Annotated in this window: 17 protein-coding genes; 12 read left to right on the top strand and 5 right to left on the bottom strand. The window is 71.7% G+C overall.

Annotated elements, in window-relative coordinates; genetic code table 11:
* The first annotated feature begins 3 nt into the window (after window positions 1-3).
* The 3 genes from ABZ532_RS12250 (at window position 4) to ABZ532_RS12240 (ending at window position 4,109) form a co-directional block, all read left to right on the top strand.
* Window positions 4-1,383: a hypothetical protein gene (locus tag ABZ532_RS12250; protein WP_361281540.1), complete on the top strand. Its 1,380-nt coding sequence runs from the start codon at window positions 4-6 to the stop codon at window positions 1,381-1,383.
* Between the two features lie 81 nt (window positions 1,384-1,464).
* Window positions 1,465-2,712: a MoxR family ATPase gene (locus ABZ532_RS12245; RefSeq protein ID WP_361281538.1), complete on the top strand. Its 1,248-nt coding sequence runs from the start codon at window positions 1,465-1,467 to the stop codon at window positions 2,710-2,712.
* Between the two features lie 152 nt (window positions 2,713-2,864).
* Window positions 2,865-4,109, top strand: coding sequence for a VWA-like domain-containing protein (locus ABZ532_RS12240; RefSeq protein WP_361281536.1), 1,245 nt, complete (start codon window positions 2,865-2,867; stop codon window positions 4,107-4,109).
* A gap of 285 nt (window positions 4,110-4,394) precedes the next feature.
* Here ABZ532_RS12240 and ABZ532_RS12235 read toward each other — a convergent pair whose 3' ends face one another.
* Genes ABZ532_RS12235 through hutU form a run of 3 tightly spaced genes read right to left on the bottom strand, consistent with a single transcriptional unit; the run spans window position 4,395 to window position 8,607 of the window.
* Complete coding sequence (locus ABZ532_RS12235; RefSeq protein WP_361281534.1) at window positions 4,395-5,750, bottom strand: formimidoylglutamate deiminase; 1,356 nt, start codon at window positions 5,748-5,750, stop codon at window positions 4,395-4,397.
* Window positions 5,741-6,931 (bottom strand): allantoate amidohydrolase, encoded by a 1,191-nt coding sequence (locus ABZ532_RS12230; protein WP_361281701.1) that lies wholly within the window; start codon window positions 6,929-6,931, stop codon window positions 5,741-5,743. Before ABZ532_RS12230 ends, ABZ532_RS12235 begins: the two co-directional genes overlap by 10 nt.
* Before the next feature lie 17 nt (window positions 6,932-6,948).
* Window positions 6,949-8,607 carry a urocanate hydratase gene (gene hutU, locus ABZ532_RS12225; RefSeq protein WP_361281532.1) on the bottom strand — a complete coding sequence of 553 codons (1,659 nt, stop codon included), beginning with the start codon at window positions 8,605-8,607 and terminating at the stop codon, window positions 6,949-6,951.
* A gap of 126 nt (window positions 8,608-8,733) precedes the next feature.
* Here hutU and ABZ532_RS12220 point away from each other — a divergent pair, with 126 nt between their 5' ends.
* The 7 genes from ABZ532_RS12220 (at window position 8,734) to ABZ532_RS12190 (ending at window position 14,354) form a co-directional block, all read left to right on the top strand.
* The gene (locus ABZ532_RS12220) at window positions 8,734-10,065 is read left to right on the top strand and encodes a diaminopimelate decarboxylase (RefSeq protein ID WP_361281530.1); all 1,332 of its coding nucleotides are present in this window, start codon (window positions 8,734-8,736) and stop codon (window positions 10,063-10,065) included.
* Between the two features lie 68 nt (window positions 10,066-10,133).
* Window positions 10,134-10,619 carry an SRPBCC family protein gene (locus tag ABZ532_RS12215; protein ID WP_361281528.1) on the top strand — a complete coding sequence of 162 codons (486 nt, stop codon included), beginning with the start codon at window positions 10,134-10,136 and terminating at the stop codon, window positions 10,617-10,619.
* A gap of 119 nt (window positions 10,620-10,738) precedes the next feature.
* Window positions 10,739-12,115, top strand: a complete 1,377-nt coding sequence (locus tag ABZ532_RS12210) for an APC family permease (RefSeq protein ID WP_361281526.1) — start codon at window positions 10,739-10,741, stop codon at window positions 12,113-12,115.
* A gap of 188 nt (window positions 12,116-12,303) precedes the next feature.
* Complete coding sequence (locus ABZ532_RS12205) at window positions 12,304-12,729, top strand: hypothetical protein (protein ID WP_361281524.1); 426 nt, start codon at window positions 12,304-12,306, stop codon at window positions 12,727-12,729.
* A gap of 11 nt (window positions 12,730-12,740) precedes the next feature.
* Window positions 12,741-13,484 (top strand): transcriptional regulator, encoded by a 744-nt coding sequence (locus tag ABZ532_RS12200; RefSeq protein WP_361281521.1) that lies wholly within the window; start codon window positions 12,741-12,743, stop codon window positions 13,482-13,484.
* Window positions 13,485-13,522: 38 nt separating this feature from the next.
* Window positions 13,523-13,951 (top strand): roadblock/LC7 domain-containing protein, encoded by a 429-nt coding sequence (locus ABZ532_RS12195; protein ID WP_361281518.1) that lies wholly within the window; start codon window positions 13,523-13,525, stop codon window positions 13,949-13,951.
* Between the two features lie 28 nt (window positions 13,952-13,979).
* Window positions 13,980-14,354 carry a hypothetical protein gene (locus ABZ532_RS12190; RefSeq protein WP_361281515.1) on the top strand — a complete coding sequence of 125 codons (375 nt, stop codon included), beginning with the start codon at window positions 13,980-13,982 and terminating at the stop codon, window positions 14,352-14,354.
* Window positions 14,355-14,627: 273 nt separating this feature from the next.
* On the opposite strand, the gene ABZ532_RS12185 is transcribed toward ABZ532_RS12190, so the two are convergent.
* Both ABZ532_RS12185 and ABZ532_RS12180 read right to left on the bottom strand, forming a co-directional pair.
* A complete protein-coding gene (locus ABZ532_RS12185; protein WP_361281513.1) occupies window positions 14,628-15,470 on the bottom strand; it encodes a MurR/RpiR family transcriptional regulator in 843 nt (280 codons plus the stop codon).
* A 358-nt stretch (window positions 15,471-15,828) separates the two neighbouring features.
* Window positions 15,829-17,217: a cystathionine beta-synthase gene (locus tag ABZ532_RS12180; protein WP_361281511.1), complete on the bottom strand. Its 1,389-nt coding sequence runs from the start codon at window positions 17,215-17,217 to the stop codon at window positions 15,829-15,831.
* A gap of 206 nt (window positions 17,218-17,423) precedes the next feature.
* Here ABZ532_RS12180 and ABZ532_RS12175 point away from each other — a divergent pair, with 206 nt between their 5' ends.
* Together ABZ532_RS12175 and ABZ532_RS12170 are read left to right on the top strand one after the other, a co-directional pair.
* On the top strand, window positions 17,424-18,419 hold the full coding sequence (locus ABZ532_RS12175) for an SGNH/GDSL hydrolase family protein (protein ID WP_361281698.1): 996 nt from the start codon (window positions 17,424-17,426) through the stop codon (window positions 18,417-18,419).
* A 244-nt stretch (window positions 18,420-18,663) separates the two neighbouring features.
* The gene (locus ABZ532_RS12170; RefSeq protein WP_361281509.1) at window positions 18,664-19,884 is read left to right on the top strand and encodes an acetyl-CoA C-acetyltransferase; all 1,221 of its coding nucleotides are present in this window, start codon (window positions 18,664-18,666) and stop codon (window positions 19,882-19,884) included.
* The last annotated feature ends 69 nt before the right edge of the window (window positions 19,885-19,953 follow it).

The following is a 19,953-nucleotide window of genomic DNA, read 5'->3' as shown; positions in this document are numbered from 1 at the left end:
CTGATGGCACATCACTTCGCGAACGAGTTTCCGTCCCGACTGCTGATGTGGCAGCGCGTGCGTGAGTACGCCGTGCCACCGTCCATGATCGAGACCGCGACCGCACGGCGTGCGGTCGGCGACTGGGCGGGGGCCTGCGCCGCTGCCCGGATCGATGTCGATCTCGATCTGCGCGCCGTGGGCCGTCGCCACGGCACCGGTCTTGCCACCCGCCTTCGCGCGGATCTGCGCCTGCTGGCGCCGGATCTGCTGCGCTGGCACATGCCCCGTAGTGCCCCTGACGGGCTGCTCCGTCCCGGCCTCACCGTCTGTCTGGCCCGCTACCCGGGGACTGGTTCCGGCGACACACCACTGCAGTTGGTGGTACGGACACCGCCGGCCTGGGCGGATGCCGGGCAGCGGATGTCCCTGGCGTTGTGGGACGGATCCGGGAGCGACCCCGGTCATCACCCGCACCCGCATCCCGACCGGCGTTTCCGGCTCGATCTGCACCGGCATCTCTGGGATGCCGGACGCAGCGGTGAGCTGGGGTCGCGGTGTGCCGTCGGGGACGATTCCCCTTGGGCGGTGGCGCGTTGGGCCGCCGAAGCCGAGCTGCTGTTGCGCGCCGAGGGGCGCAGTCCTCGTGGGGCGTTCACCGTCCGGCTCGCGGCGCGGAGCAGCGCCGTGCTCGAACTCGTCGCTCCCGACGACAGCCACGCCCCGATGCTGCGTGAGGTGCCGGCCCCGCAGGAGGTCGCCGCGCTTCCGGTGCTGCCGGAGGCGGCGGCCCGGGTCCTGCCGGATCTGGAGCTGCTGGGCGCCGGGCTGGTCACGGTCGGGCGGTTGCATCCGCTGGTCGCCCCGATGCTGGCACCGTACGCAACGTGGGCGCCGTCGCCAGTTGCCGAACCCGGGTCCCGTGATCCGCACCGGGTGGAGTGCCGGGGCGAGGTGCACCGGATCGCGCTGCGGGACGGGGTGCTGACTGCCGTCGATCACGGCGCGGACCAACTGCGCCGCGAGGAGCTGCTGGTGGCACTCGGCGGGCCACCGCTGCCCTGCCTGCGGGCGATCGACGCGGCGCACCGCAGTCCCGAGGCGCTGCCCGCGGTACGGGAACGGCTGGGGCACGGCGATGTGGCCGGTGCGCTGGCGGTGGTCGAAGGGCTGCTCGGGCCCAATGCCTTGCTGCGTGACGGGCCGCTCCGGGAGGCACTGGAGTCGGCCGTGGCCCGGCGCGTAGACCACGGCCTCTTCCGCTCCGGGCTGGTCGCCGTGCACCCGGCTGCCGGTGTGGACAGGGCGTCGCAGCGGCGTCCTCGCCCCGATCTCCGTATGCCTCGCGCCATGCGGCGCAAGCGCGGCAGCCTGACCCGCCCCCGTGACGCCCTGACCGGCTGAGCCGTCGCCTTCCACTTCGTCGAAGTGTCCTTTGCTCACGGCGCGTTCGCGCCGTCCCCTACCCCGTTCCAGGTGATGCCCATGACTTCCCGTACCTCCGCTCCCGCCCGTCTCTCCCTCGCCGACGACCTCCTCGCCCTCCTGCGGACGACCACCACCGAGCCCCGCCCCGACGAGCAGCTCGAAGCCCTCACCCTGGCCGTGTCGGCCGACCTGCCCGTGCTGCTCTGGGGCGAGCCGGGCATCGGCAAGACCGCGGCCCTGACCCAGCTCGCCGACTCCCTCGGCCTGCCGCTGACGACTGTGATCGCCAGCGTCCATGAACCGTCCGACTTCTCCGGGCTGCCCATCGTGGGCGACGACCCCGAGACGCAGGGGGTGCCGATGGCGCCACCGCAGTGGGCCGTGGAGCTGGTACGGGCCGGGCGGGGCCTGCTGTTCCTGGACGAGCTCTCCACCGCCACCCCGGCGGTCCAGGCCGCGCTGCTCCGGGTCGTACTGGAGCGGAGGGTCGGTGCACTGCAACTCCCGCCAGGGGTGAGGATCGTGGCCGCGGCGAATCCGCGTGCTTCGGCAGCGGACGGGTGGGAGCTCAGCCCGCCGCTGGCCAACCGGTTCGTGCATCTGCACTGGGTGCACGACCGGGAAGTGGTGGTACGGGGGCTCGGCGGGGTCTGGCCCCGGGCGGAGCTGCCCCGGCTCGTGCAGGAACGGCTGCCGGAGGCGGTGGCCTTCGCCCGGCGCGCGGTCTGCGGATTCCTCCAGGCCCGGCCCACGCTGATCCACCGGCTGCCGAACAGCGAGACGCGGCGCGGAGGTGCCTGGCCCTCGCCCCGCAGCTGGGAGGCCGCGCTGACCTTGCTGGCGTTCGGCACGGCGGCCTCGGTGTCGCGGGAGGTGCTGGCGTTGCTGGTGCGGGGCGCGGTCGGGGACGGGCCCGGGCTTGAACTCCTCGCGCATCTGGACCGGATGGACCTGCCGGACCCGGAGTCACTGCTGGCCGATCCGGGCTCCGCCGAGCTGCCGGTGCGGGGCGACCTGCGTCAGGCGGCGCTGGAAGGGGTGGTGGCCGCGGTCGGGGCACAGCCGGAACGGGAGCGCTGGGAGGCGGCTTGGGCGGTGCTGGTCCGGGCGCTGGAGACCGGGGCTCCGGACCTGCTGGTGGGCCCGGCCGCCACGCTCGCCGCGCTGCGGCGTGACGACTGGGAGGTGCCGGATGCGGTGGAGCGGCTGTCCGGGGTGATCGGTCTGGCCAGGCGTGCGGACCGGTCGGTGGGGCGGGCCACCGCAGCGGCAACTGCCGTGGCCGCGGCGGGTGCGGGCCGATGACGGGGGTCAGGGCGAAGCGCCCGCTGCCGCGACCGATGGCCCGGCCCCCGGCGCCGCGTCCGGTACGGGCCCCCGTGCCGCCGGCGCCGGGGGCCGTCCCGGGCGGGCCGGAAGGGGCGCGGGCCGCCGACGAGCCCGTATTCCGGCTTGACATGGAGAAGCTTCTGGCCGCCCGGCTGCACGCGGTGAAGGTCCGTCCCTACCTGGCCGCCGCGTTGTTCGCGCTGCATGTGGTCGAGGACCGGTCGGTGCCGACGATGGCGGTGGACGCGCACTGGCGCTGCTACGTCTCCCCCGCCTTTGTGGCACGCATGCCGGTGGAGGAACTGGCGGGCGTCTGGGTGCACGAGGTCTCCCATCTGCTCCGGGACCACCACGGGCGCGGCGAACGCTACGCGCGGGAGCACGGGGCACACGGTCCGGGTGAGCGAAGCGAGTCGGGGGTCCGCCGGGCCGAGGGCCGGGAGAGGCTGCGGCGGAACATCGCCGCGGACTTCGAGATCAACGATGACATCTACGGCGACGGCCTGCCCCGGCCCGCCGGTGCGGTGCTGCCATCGCTGCTGGGGCTGGATGACGGGCTGCTGATGGAGGAGTACCTGCGGCGGTCGTCGATGTCCGGGCTCGTCGCGGAGCTGGCCTGGCTGGACTGCGGCAGCGGTGCGGACGGGCAGGAGCGGCCTTGGGAGCTGGGGCCCGACGGGGCACACGGGCTCACGAAGCAGCAGCGGGACGCGGTCCGCTTCCGGGTCGCCGAGGGGATCAAGGGGCGTCCGGGCGACGCTCCGGACGGCTGGAGGCGATGGGCGGACGAGGCGTTCCATCCGCCGCAGCCCTGGCGGCAGTTGCTGGGCGCTGCGATCCGGTCGGCGGCGAGCGCGGCAGGAGCGGGCGGGAACCACAGCTACCGTCGTCCGTCCCGGCGTTCGGCCTCCTTGCCCGGGGTGGTGCTGCCGAGCCTGCGCCGAACGCCGCCCCGGGTCTGCGTGGTGATCGACACCTCCGGCTCGGTGAGCGACGCCGAGCTGGGCAGCGCGCTGCTGGAGGTGGCGGCGATCTCGCGGGCGGTGGGCGGGCGGCGCGACCTGGTCTCGGTGATCTCCTGCGACGCGGCGGCCGGGGTCGCCGTACCGATCTGCCGCGCCGAGAAGATCGAGCTGATCGGCGGCGGCGGTACGGACCTGCGCTCCGGCTTCGCCCGCGCGCTCCGCGCCCGGCCGCGTCCTGACGTGATCGTCGCCCTTACGGACGGCCAGACGCCATGGCCGTCGGCGCCGCCGCCGTGCCGCACGGTCGTCGGTCTGTTCCCGCGCCCGGCCCAGGACGAGGGCGAGGACGATCCCGACTACGTCCCCGACACCCCGCCGTCCTGGGCGCAGGTCGTCACCATCGGCTGAGCGGGCCCGGTCCGGTCATCGCCTGAGGGGCCGTCTCCTGCGGTGCTCTCTGTGCCGTCAGCACGCCCCGGGCACCCCAGGGGCACCATGCGCCTGTGCCCTGGTCGGCGTCCCTACGGCACAGGCCGGCATCCTCGACGGGCAGACCGACCACCCGCCGAGCGCCGGGGCAGGTGCGGGTGCGAGCGCGGGTGGCCCGGCTCGACGGCTGGGCATCGGGTCGGCGATCGCCCCTGTGCGCGCTTCTCCCGTCGCAATCCTCCGGCGTGAAACCCGGCGGGCGGCTCAGGCCCGCAGTGCCCCGATCGTCTCCGCCAGCGCCGACGCCACATCCGGCACCAGGGTGTGCACCCCGTCCCGTACCACCTGGCGGCCCGCCACGACGGTGTGCCGGACGTCCGCCGCCGTCGCCGCGAAGACCGCGGTCTCGGCGCCGAGCCTCGGCACCGGACCCGCCGTGCGTACCGAGTCGAGGGCGATGGTGGTGAAGTCGGCGAGTGCGCCCGCTTCGAGGCTGCCCGCGTCCTCCCAGCCGATGGCCGCGTGGCCGTCGGCGGTGGCGGCGCGCAGCAGGGCCGCTGCCGTCCAGTGGCCGCGGGTGCGCGAGCGCAGGCGCTCGTTGAGCTCCATCGCACGGGCCTCTTCGAGCAGGTCGATGACGGCGTGGCTGTCGCTGCCGAGCGACAGGGGACTGCCGGCCCGGCCCAGGGCGACGGCCGGGCCGATGCCGTCGGCCAGGTCCCGTTCGGTCGTCGGGCACATACAGGTGCCGGTGCCGGTCGAGCCGAGCAGACTGATGTCGTCGTCGGTCAGGTGGGTGTTGTGGACGCCGGTCGTGCGCGGGCCGAGCACCCCGTGGTCGGCGAGCAGCCGGGTCGGGGTGCAGCCGTGGACAGCGACACAGGCGTCGTTCTCGGCCGTCTGCTCGGAAAGGTGGACGTGCAGGGGCGCGCCGCGGTCGGCGGCCCAGGCGGCGACCGACGGGAGCTGGTCGGCGGGAACGGCCCGTACGGAGTGGATCGCCGCGCCGATGCGCACCAGTTCGCCGTCCTTGAGCTGCGAAACCCGGGCGGCCCAGGCATCGGCCGTGCCGTCGGAGAAGCGGAGCTGGTGCTGGTTCGGGGCCTTGCCGCTGTGCTTGTCCTTCATGCCGGAGGACAGATACGCGGTGTCGAGCAGCGTGATCCGGATACCCGCGTCGGCCGCCGCCGCGATCAGCGCCTCGCCCATCGCGTTGGGATCGGCATAGGGGGCGCCACCGGGAGCGTGGTGCAGGTAGTGGAACTCGCCGACGGCCGTGACCCCGGCGAGCGCCATCTCCGCGTACACGGCGCGCGCCAGCGCGTGGTACGAGTCAGGCGTGAGCCGCGAGGCGACCTGGTACATGAACTCGCGCCAGGTCCAGAAGGTGCCCGAGCCGACCTGGACCAGTCCGCGCAGGGCCCGGTGGAATGCGTGGGAGTGGGCGTTCGCGAGGCCGGGGAGGGTGAGGCCGCGCAGCACGACGGCCCCGGGGGGCGGGGGCGCGACCCCGGTCGTGACGGCCTTGATCCGGCCGCCGGCGGTCTCGATGACCACCCCCGGTTCGACGTTGGTGTCGAGCCAGGCGTGCTCCAGCCAGTACGTCTGCGTCACCTGCACGCGAGTCCCTCCAGTACGTCGGCGAGTGCGAGGACCCCGGCCACGCAGTCGTCCTCTGCCGCGTGTTCGGCCGGGGAGTGTGAGACGCCCGTCGGGTTCCGTACGAACAGCATGGCGGTCGGGATGGAACCGGAGAGGATTCCGGCGTCGTGTCCCGCGCCCGTGCCCAGCAGCGGGGCCCGGCCGCCGAGCAGCGCACCGATCTCGTCGCGCAGGGCGTGGCCGAACTCGACGACCGGGGTGAACGACTCGCGTACGACGGCGAGGTCGACGCCGTCGCGCTGGGCGCGGTCCTTCGCGGCCTGTTCGACAGAGGCGACGACCTTGTCGAGGGTGGCCTGGTCGGCGGCGCGTGAGTCGAGCCAGCCGCGGACGAGGGAGGGGATGGCGTTGACGCCGTTGGGCTCGACGGCCACCTTGCCGAAGGTCGCCACGGCGCCCGCGAGTTCGGCCTCGCGGCGGGCGGCGAGCACGGTCTCGGCGTAGCTGAGCATGGGGTCGCGGCGGTCGGCGAGCCGGGTGGTGCCCGCGTGGTTGGCCTCGCCCCGGAAGTCGAAGCGCCAGCGGCCGTGCGGCCAGATGGCGCTGGCGATGCCGACGGGATCCCCGGACAGGTCGAGCGCGCGGCCCTGTTCGACGTGCAGTTCGACGAACGCGCCGATAAGGGAGAGGCGTTCGGGGTCGGGCCCGATGGCGTCCGGGTCGTATCCGGCCGCTTCCATGGCCTGCGGCAGCGACACACCGTCGCCGTCACGCAGCTCGTGCGCCTGTTCCTTGGTGAGCTGCCCGGCAGCGAGGCGGGAACCGACGCAGGCGAGGCCGAACCGGGCGCCTTCCTCGTCGCCGAAGTTGGTGATGGCGAACGGCTTGGTGAACTCAGCGCCTCTGCGGCGCAGTTCGTCGAGGGCGGCGAAGGCGGAGACGACCCCGAGCGGGCCGTCGAAGGCGCCGCCGTCGGGGACCGAGTCCAGATGGGACCCGGTCACGACGGCGTCACCGGCCGTGGGGTCGCCTTGCCAGGCCCACTGGTTGCCGTTGCGGTCGGTCTCGTGGACCAGCCCGCGCGCCTCGGCCTGCTCCCGGAACCAGGCCCGGCAGTCGGCGTCGGCGCCGGTCCAGGCGTATCGGCGGTAGCCGTGGGTCCCCGGCTCGCGCCCGATGGGCGCGAGCCGGGTCCACATCTCGTGGAAGGACTCGGTCACGAGTCTTCCCGCATGGGGACGCGCACGCCCTTGTCGTCGGCGACGGACTCCGCGATGTCGTAACCGGCGTCGACATGGCGGATGACGCCCATTCCCGGGTCGTTGGTGAGCACCCGGCGGATCTTCTCGCCGCCCAGCTTGGTGCCGTCCGCGACGGTGACCTGCCCGGCGTGGATGGAGCGGCCCATGCCGACCCCGCCGCCGTGGTGGATGGACACCCAGGATGCGCCGGAGGCCACATTGACCATGGCGTTCAGCAGCGGCCAGTCGGCGATCGCGTCGGAGCCGTCGAGCATGGCCTCGGTCTCGCGGTACGGGGAGGCCACGGAGCCGCAGTCCAGGTGGTCGCGGCCGATGGCGAGCGGGGCCGCCAGCTCGCCGCTCGCGACCATGTCGTTGAAGCGCTCGCCCGCGCGGTCGCGCTCGCCGTAGCCGAGCCAGCAGATACGGGCGGGCAGGCCCTGGAAGTGGACCCGCTCTCCGGCCAGCTTGATCCAGCGGGCCAGGGACTCGTTCTCCGGGAAGAGGTCGAGCATCGCCTTGTCGGTCTTGGCGATGTCGGACGCCTCGCCCGAGAGCGCCGCCCAGCGGAAGGGGCCCTTGCCCTCGCAGAACAGCGGCCGGATGTAGGCGGGGACGAAGCCGGGGAAGGCGAAGGCGCGGTCGTATCCGGCCAGTTGGGCCTCGCCGCGGATGGAGTTTCCGTAGTCGAAGACCTCGGCGCCCGCGTCCATGAAGCCGACCATGGCCTCGACGTGCCTGGCCATCGACTCGCGGGCGCGGGTGGTGAAGCCCGCGGGGTCCTTGGCCGCGTACGAGGCCATGTCGTCGAAGTCGACGCCGACGGGCAGGTAGGCGAGCGGGTCGTGGGCCGAGGTCTGGTCGGTGACGATGTCGATCGGGGCGCTCATCGCGAGGAGCTGCGGCACCAGCTCCGCCGCGTTGCCGAGCACGCCGATGGACAGCGGGCGGCGGGCGTCGCGGGCCTCGGTGGCGAGCTGGAGCGCGTGGTCGAGGGAGTCGGCCTTCACGTCCAGGTAGCGGTGCTCGATCCGGCGCTCGATGGCGCGCGGGTCGCAGTCGATGCAGATGGCGACGCCGTCGTTCATGGTGACGGCGAGCGGCTGGGCGCCGCCCATGCCGCCGAGGCCGGCGGTGAGGGTGATGGTCCCGGCGAGGGTGCCGTTGAACTTCTTCGCGGCGACGGCGGCGAAGGTCTCGTAGGTGCCCTGGAGGATGCCCTGGGTGCCGATGTAGATCCAGGATCCGGCCGTCATCTGGCCGTACATGGTCAAGCCAAGGGACTCCAGGCGGCGGAACTCCTCCCAGTTCGCCCAGTCGCCGACGAGGTTGGAGTTGGCGATGAGCACCCGCGGGGCCCACTCGTGGGTCTGCATCACGCCGACCGGGCGGCCGGACTGGACGAGCATCGTCTCGTCCTGCTTCAGCGTCTTCAGCGTGCGCACCATGGCGTCGTACGAGCGCCAGTCGCGGGCGGCCTTGCCGGTGCCGCCGTAGACGACGAGCTTGTCGGGGTGCTCGGCGACCTCGGGGTCGAGGTTGTTCTGGAGCATGCGCAGCGCGGCTTCCTGCTGCCACCCGAGGGTGTTCAGTTCCGTACCACGCGGTGCCCGTACGGGGCGGGGTCCAGACATGGCCGAGGCCTCCTCGCGACGATGACGCTGATCTATGTGTCTATTCACATCCTCGCTCGCTGAATAATTTCAGTCAACCACCGCGCACCGCTGCGCGGAGCCCCGCCGGGTGTTTGGCTGGACTCCATGACGCCAGACCGTCGAGATCAGGCCATACGGGCAGCCGTGGAACAGGGACTGCTGGGCGGCGATACCGAGCCGGTCGTCGCCCTGCTGGACATCGCGGGGATCCGCGCGGGCGCCGCATCGCTGCGGACCGCGTTCCAGCAGGTCACGGATGCTCCGGTGCTGCATGCCTTCGCGGTGAAGGCGGCCCCCCTGGTGGGCGTGCTGCGGCTGCTGGGCAGCGAGGGGCTCGGTGCCGAGGTGGCCAGCCCCGGGGAGCTGGCCCTGGCCAGGGCAGCGGGGATTCCGCCCGACCGGATCGTGCTGGACTCTCCCGCCAAGACGCCCGGGGAGCTGCGCGCCGCCCTGGACCTCGGTATCGCCGTCAACGCCGACAACGCACAGGAGATCGACCGCATCGAGGCTCTGATCGGGGCCCTGGCGGACGGGACGGTCCCCGCCTCGCCCATGGGTCTACGGGTCAACGCGCAGATCGGGGCGGGCACCATCGGGGCGCTCTCGACCGCCACCGCGACGTCGAAGTTCGGCGTCGGGCTGCGCGACGAGAGGGCACGCGACTGGGTCGTACGGACCTTCCTGGACCGGCCGTGGCTGACCCGGCTGCACACCCACTCCGGTTCCCAGGGCCTGCCGCTCGAGCTCATGGCCGCGGGCGTACGGACCGTGTACGAGCTCGCCGAGGAGATCAACGCAGCCGCCGGCCGGCAGCAGGTCGACACGCTGGACATCGGCGGCGGGCTGCCCGTCAACTTCGCGACCGACGAGGAGACCCCCCGCTTCGCCGACTACGCCCAGGTGCTGGACCGCGAGGTCCCGGGGCTCTTCGACGGGCGGTACGGGCTGGTCACCGAATTCGGACGGGCGCTCACCGCCAAGCACGGCATGGTGCTCGCCCGGGTCGAGTACGCCAAGCGGACCGGGGGCCGGCCCATCGCCCTGACCCATGCGGGCGCCCAGGTGGCGACCCGGACCGTGTACGCGCCGGGCGCATGGCCGGTGCGTATCGCCGCGTACGACACCAAGGGACACCCGAGGACGGGGCCCGACGTCGTACAGGACATCGCGGGCCCGGCGTGTTTCGCGGGCGACCTGCTCGCCGAGGCCAGGGGGCTGCCGCTGCTGGAGCAGGGCGACGTGGTGGCGGCGCTGGACACCGGCGCCTACTACTTCACCAGCCACTACGCGTACAACAGCCTGGTGCGCCCGGCCGTGTACGGCTTCCGCGAGGAGGCGGGCGGCGGCGGGATCGCGTTCACGCTCGTGCGCGACGCGCAGACGATGGAGGAGATCGTGGCGGAGTCGGGCGGGGCGCACCCGGACGCACTGCTGTAGCGGGGGCACCGGCCGCGGGGCTGAGCGGCGGAGAGCGGTTGTCGGACCCCGGTGCTTCCATGGGGTCCATGACCACGAAAAGCGTCGCCGTCGAGCACCGGATCGCCGCGTCCGCCGTTCGCGTATGGGAAGCCATGACCGACCTGGGCGACATGGCACGGGTGCTGCGCGGAGTGGAGAAGGTCGAGGTCCTCACCGACGGCCCCTTCCGGGTGGGCACGCGGTGGCGGGAGACCCGGCGGATGCTGGGCAAGGAAGCCACCGAGGAGATGTACGTGACGGCGAGCGAGCCGCCCGGACGGTATGTGGTGGAGGCCGACTCCCAGGGCACGCACTATGTCTCGGAGTTCACGCTCCAGCCGCTGGGTCCCGAGACCACGGTGGTGCGGATGACGTTCAGCGCCGTGCCGCCCGGTGGTGCGATGGGGCTGCTCGCCAAGGTGCTCGGCGGTCTGGGCGCGCGGGCCGTGCGCAAGGCGATCGCCAGGGACCTCGCCGATGTCGCCGCCGAAGTGGAGGGGCGCGGCGCAGGGGGAGGCGGTGGCACGGGCTGACCGCCGTGTCCCCCCTGTCCCTCGTAAGGCTCATCCGCCCCACGCCCCGGAATCACCACGCGAAAGCCGGGCAGTAGAGAGCGGTACACACAGGGACGGGACCACGGGAAAGGGATCCGATGGCCGCATCCGCCTCCATGGAGGCACCGGAAGAGCAGCAGCCCTCACTCAAGCGGGCCATCGGCCCCAAGCTGCTGATCCTCTTCGTGATCGGCGACATCCTGGGCACGGGCATCTACGCCACGACCGGCAAGGTCGCGGGCAAGGTCGGCGGGGCGCTGTGGCTGCCGTTCGTGATCGGCTTCCTGGTCGCGATCATGACCGCCGCCTCGTATGTCGAGCTCGTCGGCAAGTACCCGAAGGCGGCAGGCGCCGCGCTCTACACCCAGCGGGCGTTCAAGCTCCCCTTCCTCACCTTCATCATCGCCTTCATGGTGATGTGCTCGGGGCTGTCATCGGCGAGCGCGGCGGCCCGCGCCTTCAGCGGGGACTACTTCCAGGAGTTCACCACCGCCATCCCGCCCACCCTCATCGCGATCGCCTTCATCCTCGCCCTGGCCGCACTGGCCCTGCGCGGGGTCTCGGAGTCGGTGAAGACCAATGTGGTGCTGACCATCGTGGAGCTGACGGGCCTGGTCGTGGTGCTGGCGATCGGCGCCTGGGCGGTGATCACCGGCGGCGGGGAGCCGTCCCGGCTGGGCGAGTTCGAGTCGTCGGGCGGCACGGGCTTCGCGCTGATGACAAGTGTGCTCGGGGCCACGGCGCTCGGCTTCTTCGCCTTCGTCGGCTTCGAGGACTCGGTCAACATGGCGGAGGAGACCAAGGATCCGGTGCGCACCTTCCCGCGCGCGATCTTCACCGGTGTCGCGGTGACGGGCACGATCTACGTGCTGGTCGCGCTGGTGTCCTCGCTGCTGGTCGACTACCGGGTGCTGGAGAGCTCCACCGGACCACTGCTCGAGGTGGTCAAGGCCGGGGGCGTCGCCTTCCCGCCGAAACTCTTCGCCCTGATCGCGTTGTTCGCGGTCACCAACTCCGCGCTGATCAACATCATGATGGCCTCGCGGCTCTGCTACGGCCTCGCCAACGAGAAGGTGCTCCCACCCGGCATGGGCAAGGTCCTGCCGCGGCGCCGCACCCCGGTCACGGGCATCATCTTCGTCACCGCGATCGCCATCGGCCTGGTGTCCACAGGCGAGATCGAGGGCCTCGGCGACACCACGGCGTTCCTGCTGCTGTGCGTGTTCGCCGTGGTGAACGTCGCGGTCCTCGTGCTGCGCAAGGACCCGGTCGACCACGACCACTTCCGTACGCCGATGGTCCTGCCGGTGATCGGTGCGCTCACATCGGTCATCCTCGCGAGCCCGCTGTCGGACCGGGCCGCTGATGTGTACATCCGGGCGGGGGTGCTGATCGGCATCGGGATCCTGCTGTGGGGCGTCAACAAGCTGTGGATGAAGCTCCATCACGAGCAGTCGGTGACACGCGGCGTCTGAGCTGTCGTGAGCCCGGGCAGGTACAGGGACGCGCGCACGGGGGGGCCGCGGACCCTAGCGGATCGCGGGCATGTTCCGACGGAAAATGCCAGAAGTTCTAGCAGGCACCACTCCGTTGCGTAACCTCCCGACTACGGACGTTCGAACGTCCGAGCCGTTTCGCACACGTGCTGGAGGGGGATTTTCGCGTGCCCGGAATCGACGAGTGTCTGCTCCACGCCATGCGGCTGCCCGGAGTGCGCGGCGCAGCGCTTGTCGACTGGACCAGCGGGCTCGCTCTCGGCACGGTGGGGGACGCCGCGGGCGCCGACCATGAGACGGCTGCCACCGAAACCGCCGAACTGGCGCGGATGGCGGCGGAGCATCCCACATTCGCACCGGCTGCCGACGATGATCCGGCCGGGCGGGCGGGCTCCGGCGCAGGCTCCGGGAAGACACCCCCGATCGAAGACCTCGTCGTGACCACCCGTACGTGCTATCACGTCCTGCGTTTCGTGGAGACCAGCTTTGACAGCAGTGTTCTTCTGCATCTGTGGCTCGACCGGGTCGAGGGCAATCTCGCCCTGGCACGGCTGCGGATGCGGGATCTGACCGAGCGGCTGGTGCTGGAGTGACCGTATCCCCGATGCTGCTGAGACTCGCCTCGGAGCGGGCGACCGGCGCCCTGTTACGCGACCGGGGCACGCTCTATCTCGTCGACGGCCAGGTGGTGCACGCCGAAAGCCCCGTCGCCCCCGGGATCGAGGTCCTGCTGACCGCCGCCGGACGGCTGCGCGCCGACGGCTGGACGGAGGCCCTGCGTGAGGCCGGGGCGCTCGGCAGGGTGGGCCGCTATCTGGTCGACACCGGCCGGCTCTCGGGCGGCGAGCTGGAGATCTGCCACCTGGAGGCACTTTACGACGCCGCGTTCTTCGCGCTCGCACCGAGCAACACCCCTTCCCGTTTCCGCTACGGGGTCGCCCACTGGATAGGGCCCGTGCGGCCCGTCCCCGCGGCGGCCGTGGAGCGGGAGACCGCGAGACGCCGTGCGCTGCTCGACCGGTTGTGGGCGCACCCGGAGACGGACACCGCGCCGGTGGTCCGCACCAGACGGGCGCCGGGTATCCGGGCCGCCCCGCGGCAGCGCGCCGTGCTCGAGCTGGCGGACGGTGTCCGGACTCCCGCCGACATCGCCAGGGCCCTGGGCCGCCCCGCCTTCCACACCATGATCGATGTGCGCCGGCTGGCCGCTGCCGGTCTGGTCGAGACCCCGCGCAGCTCTGTCCCTGCTCTACCACCCCCCGATGTCGCCCGCGCCATGGAGATGTCCGCGGACCCTGACATCGCCTTACTCCGCAGACTCCGTGACGCCCTGGAGGCAACGCTGTGATGCGCACGCTGAGGCAGCGCGCCGAGAGGAGACAGCTGATGACAGCGAGCCCTGGAGTCGTCGACGAACTCAACCGGCTGCGAAGCCGGTTGCCTCAGCTCACCGGCGCCCTCGCGGCCAGCGTGGACGGCCTGGTTCTGGCCCGGGACACCCCGGACGCGGAGGCGGAGACCGTCGCCGCCCTCACGGCGGCGGCCCTGGGTGTGTCGGTGCGCCTGACCGAGGCCACCGGCCAGGGCGGCTTCCGTGAACTGCTGATACGCGGCGAGCGCGGCTATGTCGCGACCTACGCGGCAGGTTCGGCGGCCGTGCTCACCGTCACCGCGGAGCCCCGCGTCAATGTCGGGCGACTGCACCTCGAAGCCCGCAGGACCGGGGCACGCATAGGCGAGCTCGTCGACGGCGCACTCGACCGTCTCGACTCCAACTCCAACTCCACCCCCCCACACACCGCACAAGTCCGATGAGCCCATCGAAACGAAAGGCACCACCACCATGGCCAACACCGAAACAGCCCTCAAGGAAGCGATGACCGTCATCGAGGGGTGCGTCGGCGTCGCCCTCGTCGACTACACCAGTGGGATGGCACTCGGCACCCTGGGAGGGGGCAAGCACCTCGATCTCAACGTGGCGGCGGCCGGAAACACCGATGTGGTGCGGGCCAAGCTCCGCGCCATGGAGATGCTGGGCCTCCAGGACGAGATCGAGGACATCCTCATCAGTCTGGGCACGCAGTACCACCTGATCCGGCTGCTCAAGGCGCGCGGCGGCAACGGGCTGTTCCTGTACCTGGCGCTCGACAACAAGCGCGCCAACCTCGCCATGGCCCGCCATCAGCTGCGCAAGGTCGAGGCAGAGCTGGAGGTCTGACCACACGTCAGCCGACTTCTCGCACACCATCGGATCAGCGACGCCGCGCCCCACCGGGCGCGGCGTCGCCGGCTCCCGCCGAAGGCCGTGGGACTCCCACCGCCTCGCAACGCCCCCAGGCCGGCCGAGCCTGGGAAGTCCCCCCGCGGCTGACGCCGCGGGCTGAACCTCGAAGACCGCCCGGACAGGGCTGGTCACCGATTCCGAGTACGCCGCCGACGGCGACTGAAGGCGCCGATGACGGGAGCGGGCGTGCGAGCCTCCGCTCAGCCGCTACTCGGCGAACAGCCCGCGCTCGGCCGCCCGTACGTCGAACTGCTCGAGCCGCGCCTGTGCGTCCGGCAGGTCGTCGCACATCGCTTCCAGCAGCACCCGCCCCAGCAGCATCGGCGCACAGGCCGTGTCGAAGGCGAGGCCCGTGCCGACCGCAGCCGGGATCAGCAGATCGCTGTGGGTGCCGACCGGGGCGAAGGCGGAGTCGGCGACCGTGACGACGGTCAGCCCGCAGGAGCGGGCGTAGTCGAGCGCTTCGATGACCTCCTTGGGATGGCGCGGCAGCGCGAAGCAGAGCAGCGCACTCGCGCCCGCGCGCCGGGCCCCGTCGATGCGGTCGGCGACCATCGAACCGCCCTCGTCGATGAGGCGTACGTCGGGATGCACCTTGGCCGCGAAGTACGCGAAGCCACGCGCCTGCGACGAGGCGGCCCGCAGCCCCAGGACCGGCAGCGGCCGCGAGGCGGCGAGCAGCCGTCCGGCCCGCTCGACGGGGGCCGGATCGGCGAGCATCTCGGCAAGGTGCCGCAGGTTCTCGATCTCCGCGTGGACGGCCTGCTGGTACTCGTTGAACTCGTCCTTGCCCACGACCGGTTCGGCGGCCGGAGCGACCTCACGCAGATGACGGCGCAGCGCCGGATAGCCGTCGAACCCGAGCGCGACGGCGAAGCGGGTGACGGAGGGCTGGCTGACCCCGGCGAGCTCGGCCAGTTCGACGCTGGACAGGAAGGCCACATCCGCCGCGCGGCGCACCATGCAGTGGGCGATGCGGCGCTGGGTGGGCGTGAGCCGCTGGCCCTCGAAAAGCTGCTGCAACCGTGCGGCAGGGCTGGTGTCGCTCATGCCGTCCCCCTTCTCGGCCGTCTCAGCACACGGATCGTCCATTCAGTCCCCTAGAACTCTGCATGAACGTATGCAGCCAGGGCAAGGCGGGGCGTGCGGGGAGGGCTCGCGGAGGGGGCGCCCGTAACGGTTCGCGAAAGCGGTACGAGCGCGACACATTGGCGCAGCACGCGCTTAACACGCGTCCGGCACATTGATGGGTGTCGGCGTCAGGGACTTCCGGAGCGGCTCCCGGACCTCCGTTGACGCCGGGCGCATCCCGGTCCTGACCCGGGAAGAGCGCCCCTCGCGGGGACCGCCGTCGTCCCGCCCCCCGTTCAGGGGGTGCGGCGGTCCCCGCGCTCACGTCACCCGGGGGCTACTTGGCGCCTTCCCTGGCGAGGAACGACAGCAGGTCCTGCCTGCTGACCACGCCGGTCGGCTTGCCCTCGACGAGCACGATCGCCGCGTCCGCCGTACCGAGCACGGCCATCAGGTCGCTGACCGGCTCACCCGAGCCGACCTGCGGCAACGGGGCGCTCATGTGCTTCTCCAGCGGGTCGTGCAGCGACGCCCGCTGGGTGAACAGCGCGTCCAGCAGCTCCCGCTCCACGACCGAGCCGATGACCTCGGCGGCCATGACGTCCGGGTGACCGGCACCCGGCTTGACGATCGGCATCTGGGAGACGCCGTACTCCCGCAGCACCTCGATGGCCTGCCCGACCGTCTCCTCGGGGTGCATGTGCACGAGCGAGGGCAGCGCGCCCTCCTTGTGCTCCAGCACGGCGCTGACCAGCGGCTCGTCGCCGGCCTGCTCCAGGAAGCCGTAGTCGTTCATCCACTCGTCGTTGAAGATCTTCGAGAGGTAGCCGCGCCCGCTGTCCGGGAGCAGCACGACCACGACGCCGTCCGGGCCGAGGCCCTCCGCCACGCGCAGCGCCGCGACGACCGCCATGCCGCAGGAACCGCCGACCAGCAGACCCTCCTCCTTGGCGAGGCGGCGGGTCATCTGGAAGGCGTCCTTGTCGGACACGGCGACGATCTCGTCGGTGACGTCGGGGTCGTACGCGGTGGGCCAGAAGTCCTCACCGACGCCCTCGATGAGGTACGGCCGGCCCGAGCCGCCCGAGTACACGGAGCCCTCGGGGTCGGCACCGACGACGCGCACCTTGCCGTCGCTGATCTCCTTCAGATAGCGACCGGTGCCGGAGATGGTGCCGCCCGTGCCCACACCCGCGACGAAATGGGTGATTTTCCCCTCAGTCTGATCCCAGAGTTCGGGACCGGTCGTCTCGTAGTGCGAGCGCGGGTTGTTGGGGTTGGAGTACTGGTCGGGCTTCCAGGCACCCGGGGTCTCCTGGACCAGCCGGTCGGAGACGTTGTAGTACGAGTCCGGGTGCTCCGGGTCGACCGCGGTCGGGCAGACCACGACCTCGGCACCATAGGCGCGCAGCACATTGATCTTGTCCGTGGACACCTTGTCAGGGCAGACGAAGATGCACTTGTAGCCCTTCTGCTGGGCCACGATGGCAAGCCCGACACCGGTGTTGCCGCTGGTGGGCTCGACGATCGTGCCACCCGGCTTGAGCTCTCCGCTCTGCTCGGCGGCCTCGATCATGCGCAGGGCGATACGGTCCTTCACCGAACCGCCCGGGTTGAAGTACTCAACCTTGGCGAGCACCGTCGCCTGAATGCCCGCTGTCACGCTGTTCAGCTTCACCAGCGGGGTATTGCCAACCAGACTGATCATCGAGTCGTGGAATTGCACCGTTTTATCTCCGGGATCTCCGTAGTGGTTCCGCCAGCGTATGCCGTATCGGAGTGAGATTGGGCGACGGTCGTTACGGGGCAGTTAGCTCTTGAGTGACACGACGTGGACACGAGTGACATGCCGTAGACGGACGGGTACGAGCACGGCACGGCAGACGGCAGCACGGCTACGCGGAGGTGGCGGGGACTGTGTCAAGGGCGAGGGTGGCGCGGCGTATCGCGGCGGGCGCGGCGTACGGCGGCGGTGGGATCGGACTGGTCGGGGCTGCGGCGGTGGGTCTGCTGCTGGCCGAGGTGCAGCTGGCGAAACGGTCGGTGAACGGCGGCACGGCGCCGCTGCCCCCGACCCCTGACGGGATGTACGGCACGGTGTACATCCCGTCAGAACCGCTGAGGCTGGCACTGCTGGGCGATTCGACGGCGGTCGGCCAAGGCGTACGCCGCTCGGGGCAGACACCGGGCGCCCTGCTGGCCTCCGGGCTGGCCGCGGTGGCCGAGCGGCCCGTGGAGCTGCGGATCGCGGCGGAGTGCGGAGCCAGGTCGGACGATCTGCAGCGGCAGACGGCGCTGGCTCTCCAGGACCCGGCTCGGCCCCCGGATGTGTGCGTCATCATGATCGGCGCGAATGACGTGACCCACCGCATCCCACCGACCCAGTCGGTGCGCTGCCTGTCGGCGGCGGTGCGGCGGCTGCGCACGGCGGGTGCGGAGGTGGTGGTGGGCACCTGCCCCGATCTCGGCACCATCGAGCCGGTGTACCAGCCGCTGCGGTTCCTGGCCCGCCGGGTCTCCCGGCAGCTTGCCGCGGCGCAGACGATCGTGGCGGTGGAGCAGGGCGGCCGGACGGTGTCGCTCGGTGATCTGCTGGGCCCCGAGTTCGCGGCGAACCCGCGCGAGCTCTTCGGCCCCGACAACTACCACCCCTCGGCGGAGGGGTACGCGACGGCGGCGATGGCGATGCTGCCCACGCTCTGCGCGGCGCTCGGGCTGTGGCCCGATTCGGACCGGCTGGAAGTGGACCGCCACGAGGGAATGCTGCCGGTCGCCAAGGCCGCGGCGGAGGCGGCGAACGAGGCCGGTACGGAGGTCACCGGGGCCCGCGCGCCCTGGGCACTGCTCAAGCACCGCAGGCGGCGCCGGCTGCCCCCTCCGGTCGCGGCGGAGCCCACGGCCGCTTCGGAGGTGCACCCTGGTGCGTAGAGCCTCCGCCGGAAATCCGGTGCGTCACCGGGGTCCCCGGGAGGTCTCCCCGCAGGGGCAGCGGGAGAGGTCCCGGGGGCTGTCCCGTCGCGGCTGGTCGCCCGCGCCTGGGGCGAGTAGGCACGCATGCGTAAGCGAGCGCTTAGAAAAGAGGCCCTCATCACACGGTCCGTGCAGTGACCCGCGCGGTACGTAGGGGTAATTTCCCAGACAGTTGTTCTGATCGTACTTTCCTGGAGCCGTGATGCCCGAAGCCGTGATCGTCTCTGCCGCCCGCTCTCCCATCGGCCGGGCCTTCAAAGGCTCCCTGAAAGACCTGCGGCCCGACGACCTGACCGCGACCATCGTCCAGGCCGCGCTGGCCAAGGTGCCCGAGCTCGACCCGAGGGACATCGACGACCTGATGCTCGGCTGCGGCCTGCCCGGCGGCGAGCAGGGATACAACCTGGGCCGGATCGTGGCCGTGCAGATGGGGATGGACCACCTCCCCGGCTGCACCATCACCCGTTACTGCTCGTCCTCCCTCCAGACCTCCCGCATGGCGCTGCACGCCATCAAGGCCGGCGAGGGCGACGTCTTCATCTCGGCCGGTGTCGAGATGGTGTCCCGTTCGGTGAAGGGCACGTCCGACGGTCTGCCCGACACGCACAACCCGCTGTTCGCCGAGGCCGAGGCCCGTACCGCGGCCGTGGCCGCGAGCGAGGGCTCGACCTGGCACGACCCGCGCGAGGACGGCCTGGTCCCGGACGCCTACATCAGCATGGGCCAGACCGCCGAGAACCTGGCCCGGCTCAAGGGCGTCAGCCGCCAGGAGATGGACGAGTTCGGCGTACGGTCCCAGAACCTCGCCGAGCAGGCGATCAAGAACGGCTTCTGGGAGCGCGAGATCACCCCGGTGACGCTCCCCGACGGCACGGTCGTCAGCAAGGACGACGGCCCGCGCGCCGGGGTCACGCTGGAGGGCGTCCAGGGCCTGAAGCCGGTCTTCCGCCCCGACGGCCTGGTGACGGCGGCCAACTGCTGCCCGCTCAACGACGGCGCCGCCGCGCTCGTGATCATGTCCGACACCAAGGCGCGGGAGCTGGGGCTGACCCCGCTGGCCCGGATCGTCTCCACCGGAGTCTCGGGCCTCTCCCCCGAGATCATGGGCTACGGTCCCGTCGATGCGTCCAAGCAGGCACTGAAGCGCGCAGGGCTGACCATGGGCGACATCGACCTGGTCGAGATCAACGAGGCGTTCGCGGCCCAGGTCATCCCGTCCTACCGGGACCTGGACATCCCGCTGGACAAGCTGAACGTCAACGGAGGCGCGATCGCGGTCGGCCACCCCTTCGGCATGACCGGCGCCCGTATCACCGGCACCCTGATCAACGGCCTCCAGTTCCACGACAAGCAGTTCGGTCTGGAGACCATGTGCGTCGGCGGCGGGCAGGGCATGGCCATGGTGATCGAGCGCCTGAGCTGATGCCACGCACAGGGGCGCTGACCTGCCCGGTCGAGGAGCGGGGGAACGGATCCCCCTTCCTCCTGGCCG

The organism is Streptomyces sp. NPDC019396, from assembly GCF_040632375.1.
In the GTDB taxonomy this organism is placed as follows: Bacteria; Actinomycetota; Actinomycetes; order Streptomycetales; family Streptomycetaceae; genus Streptomyces.
Note: the sequence above shows the minus strand (reverse complement) of the source record. Positions and strands in the feature narration are given on the sequence as shown.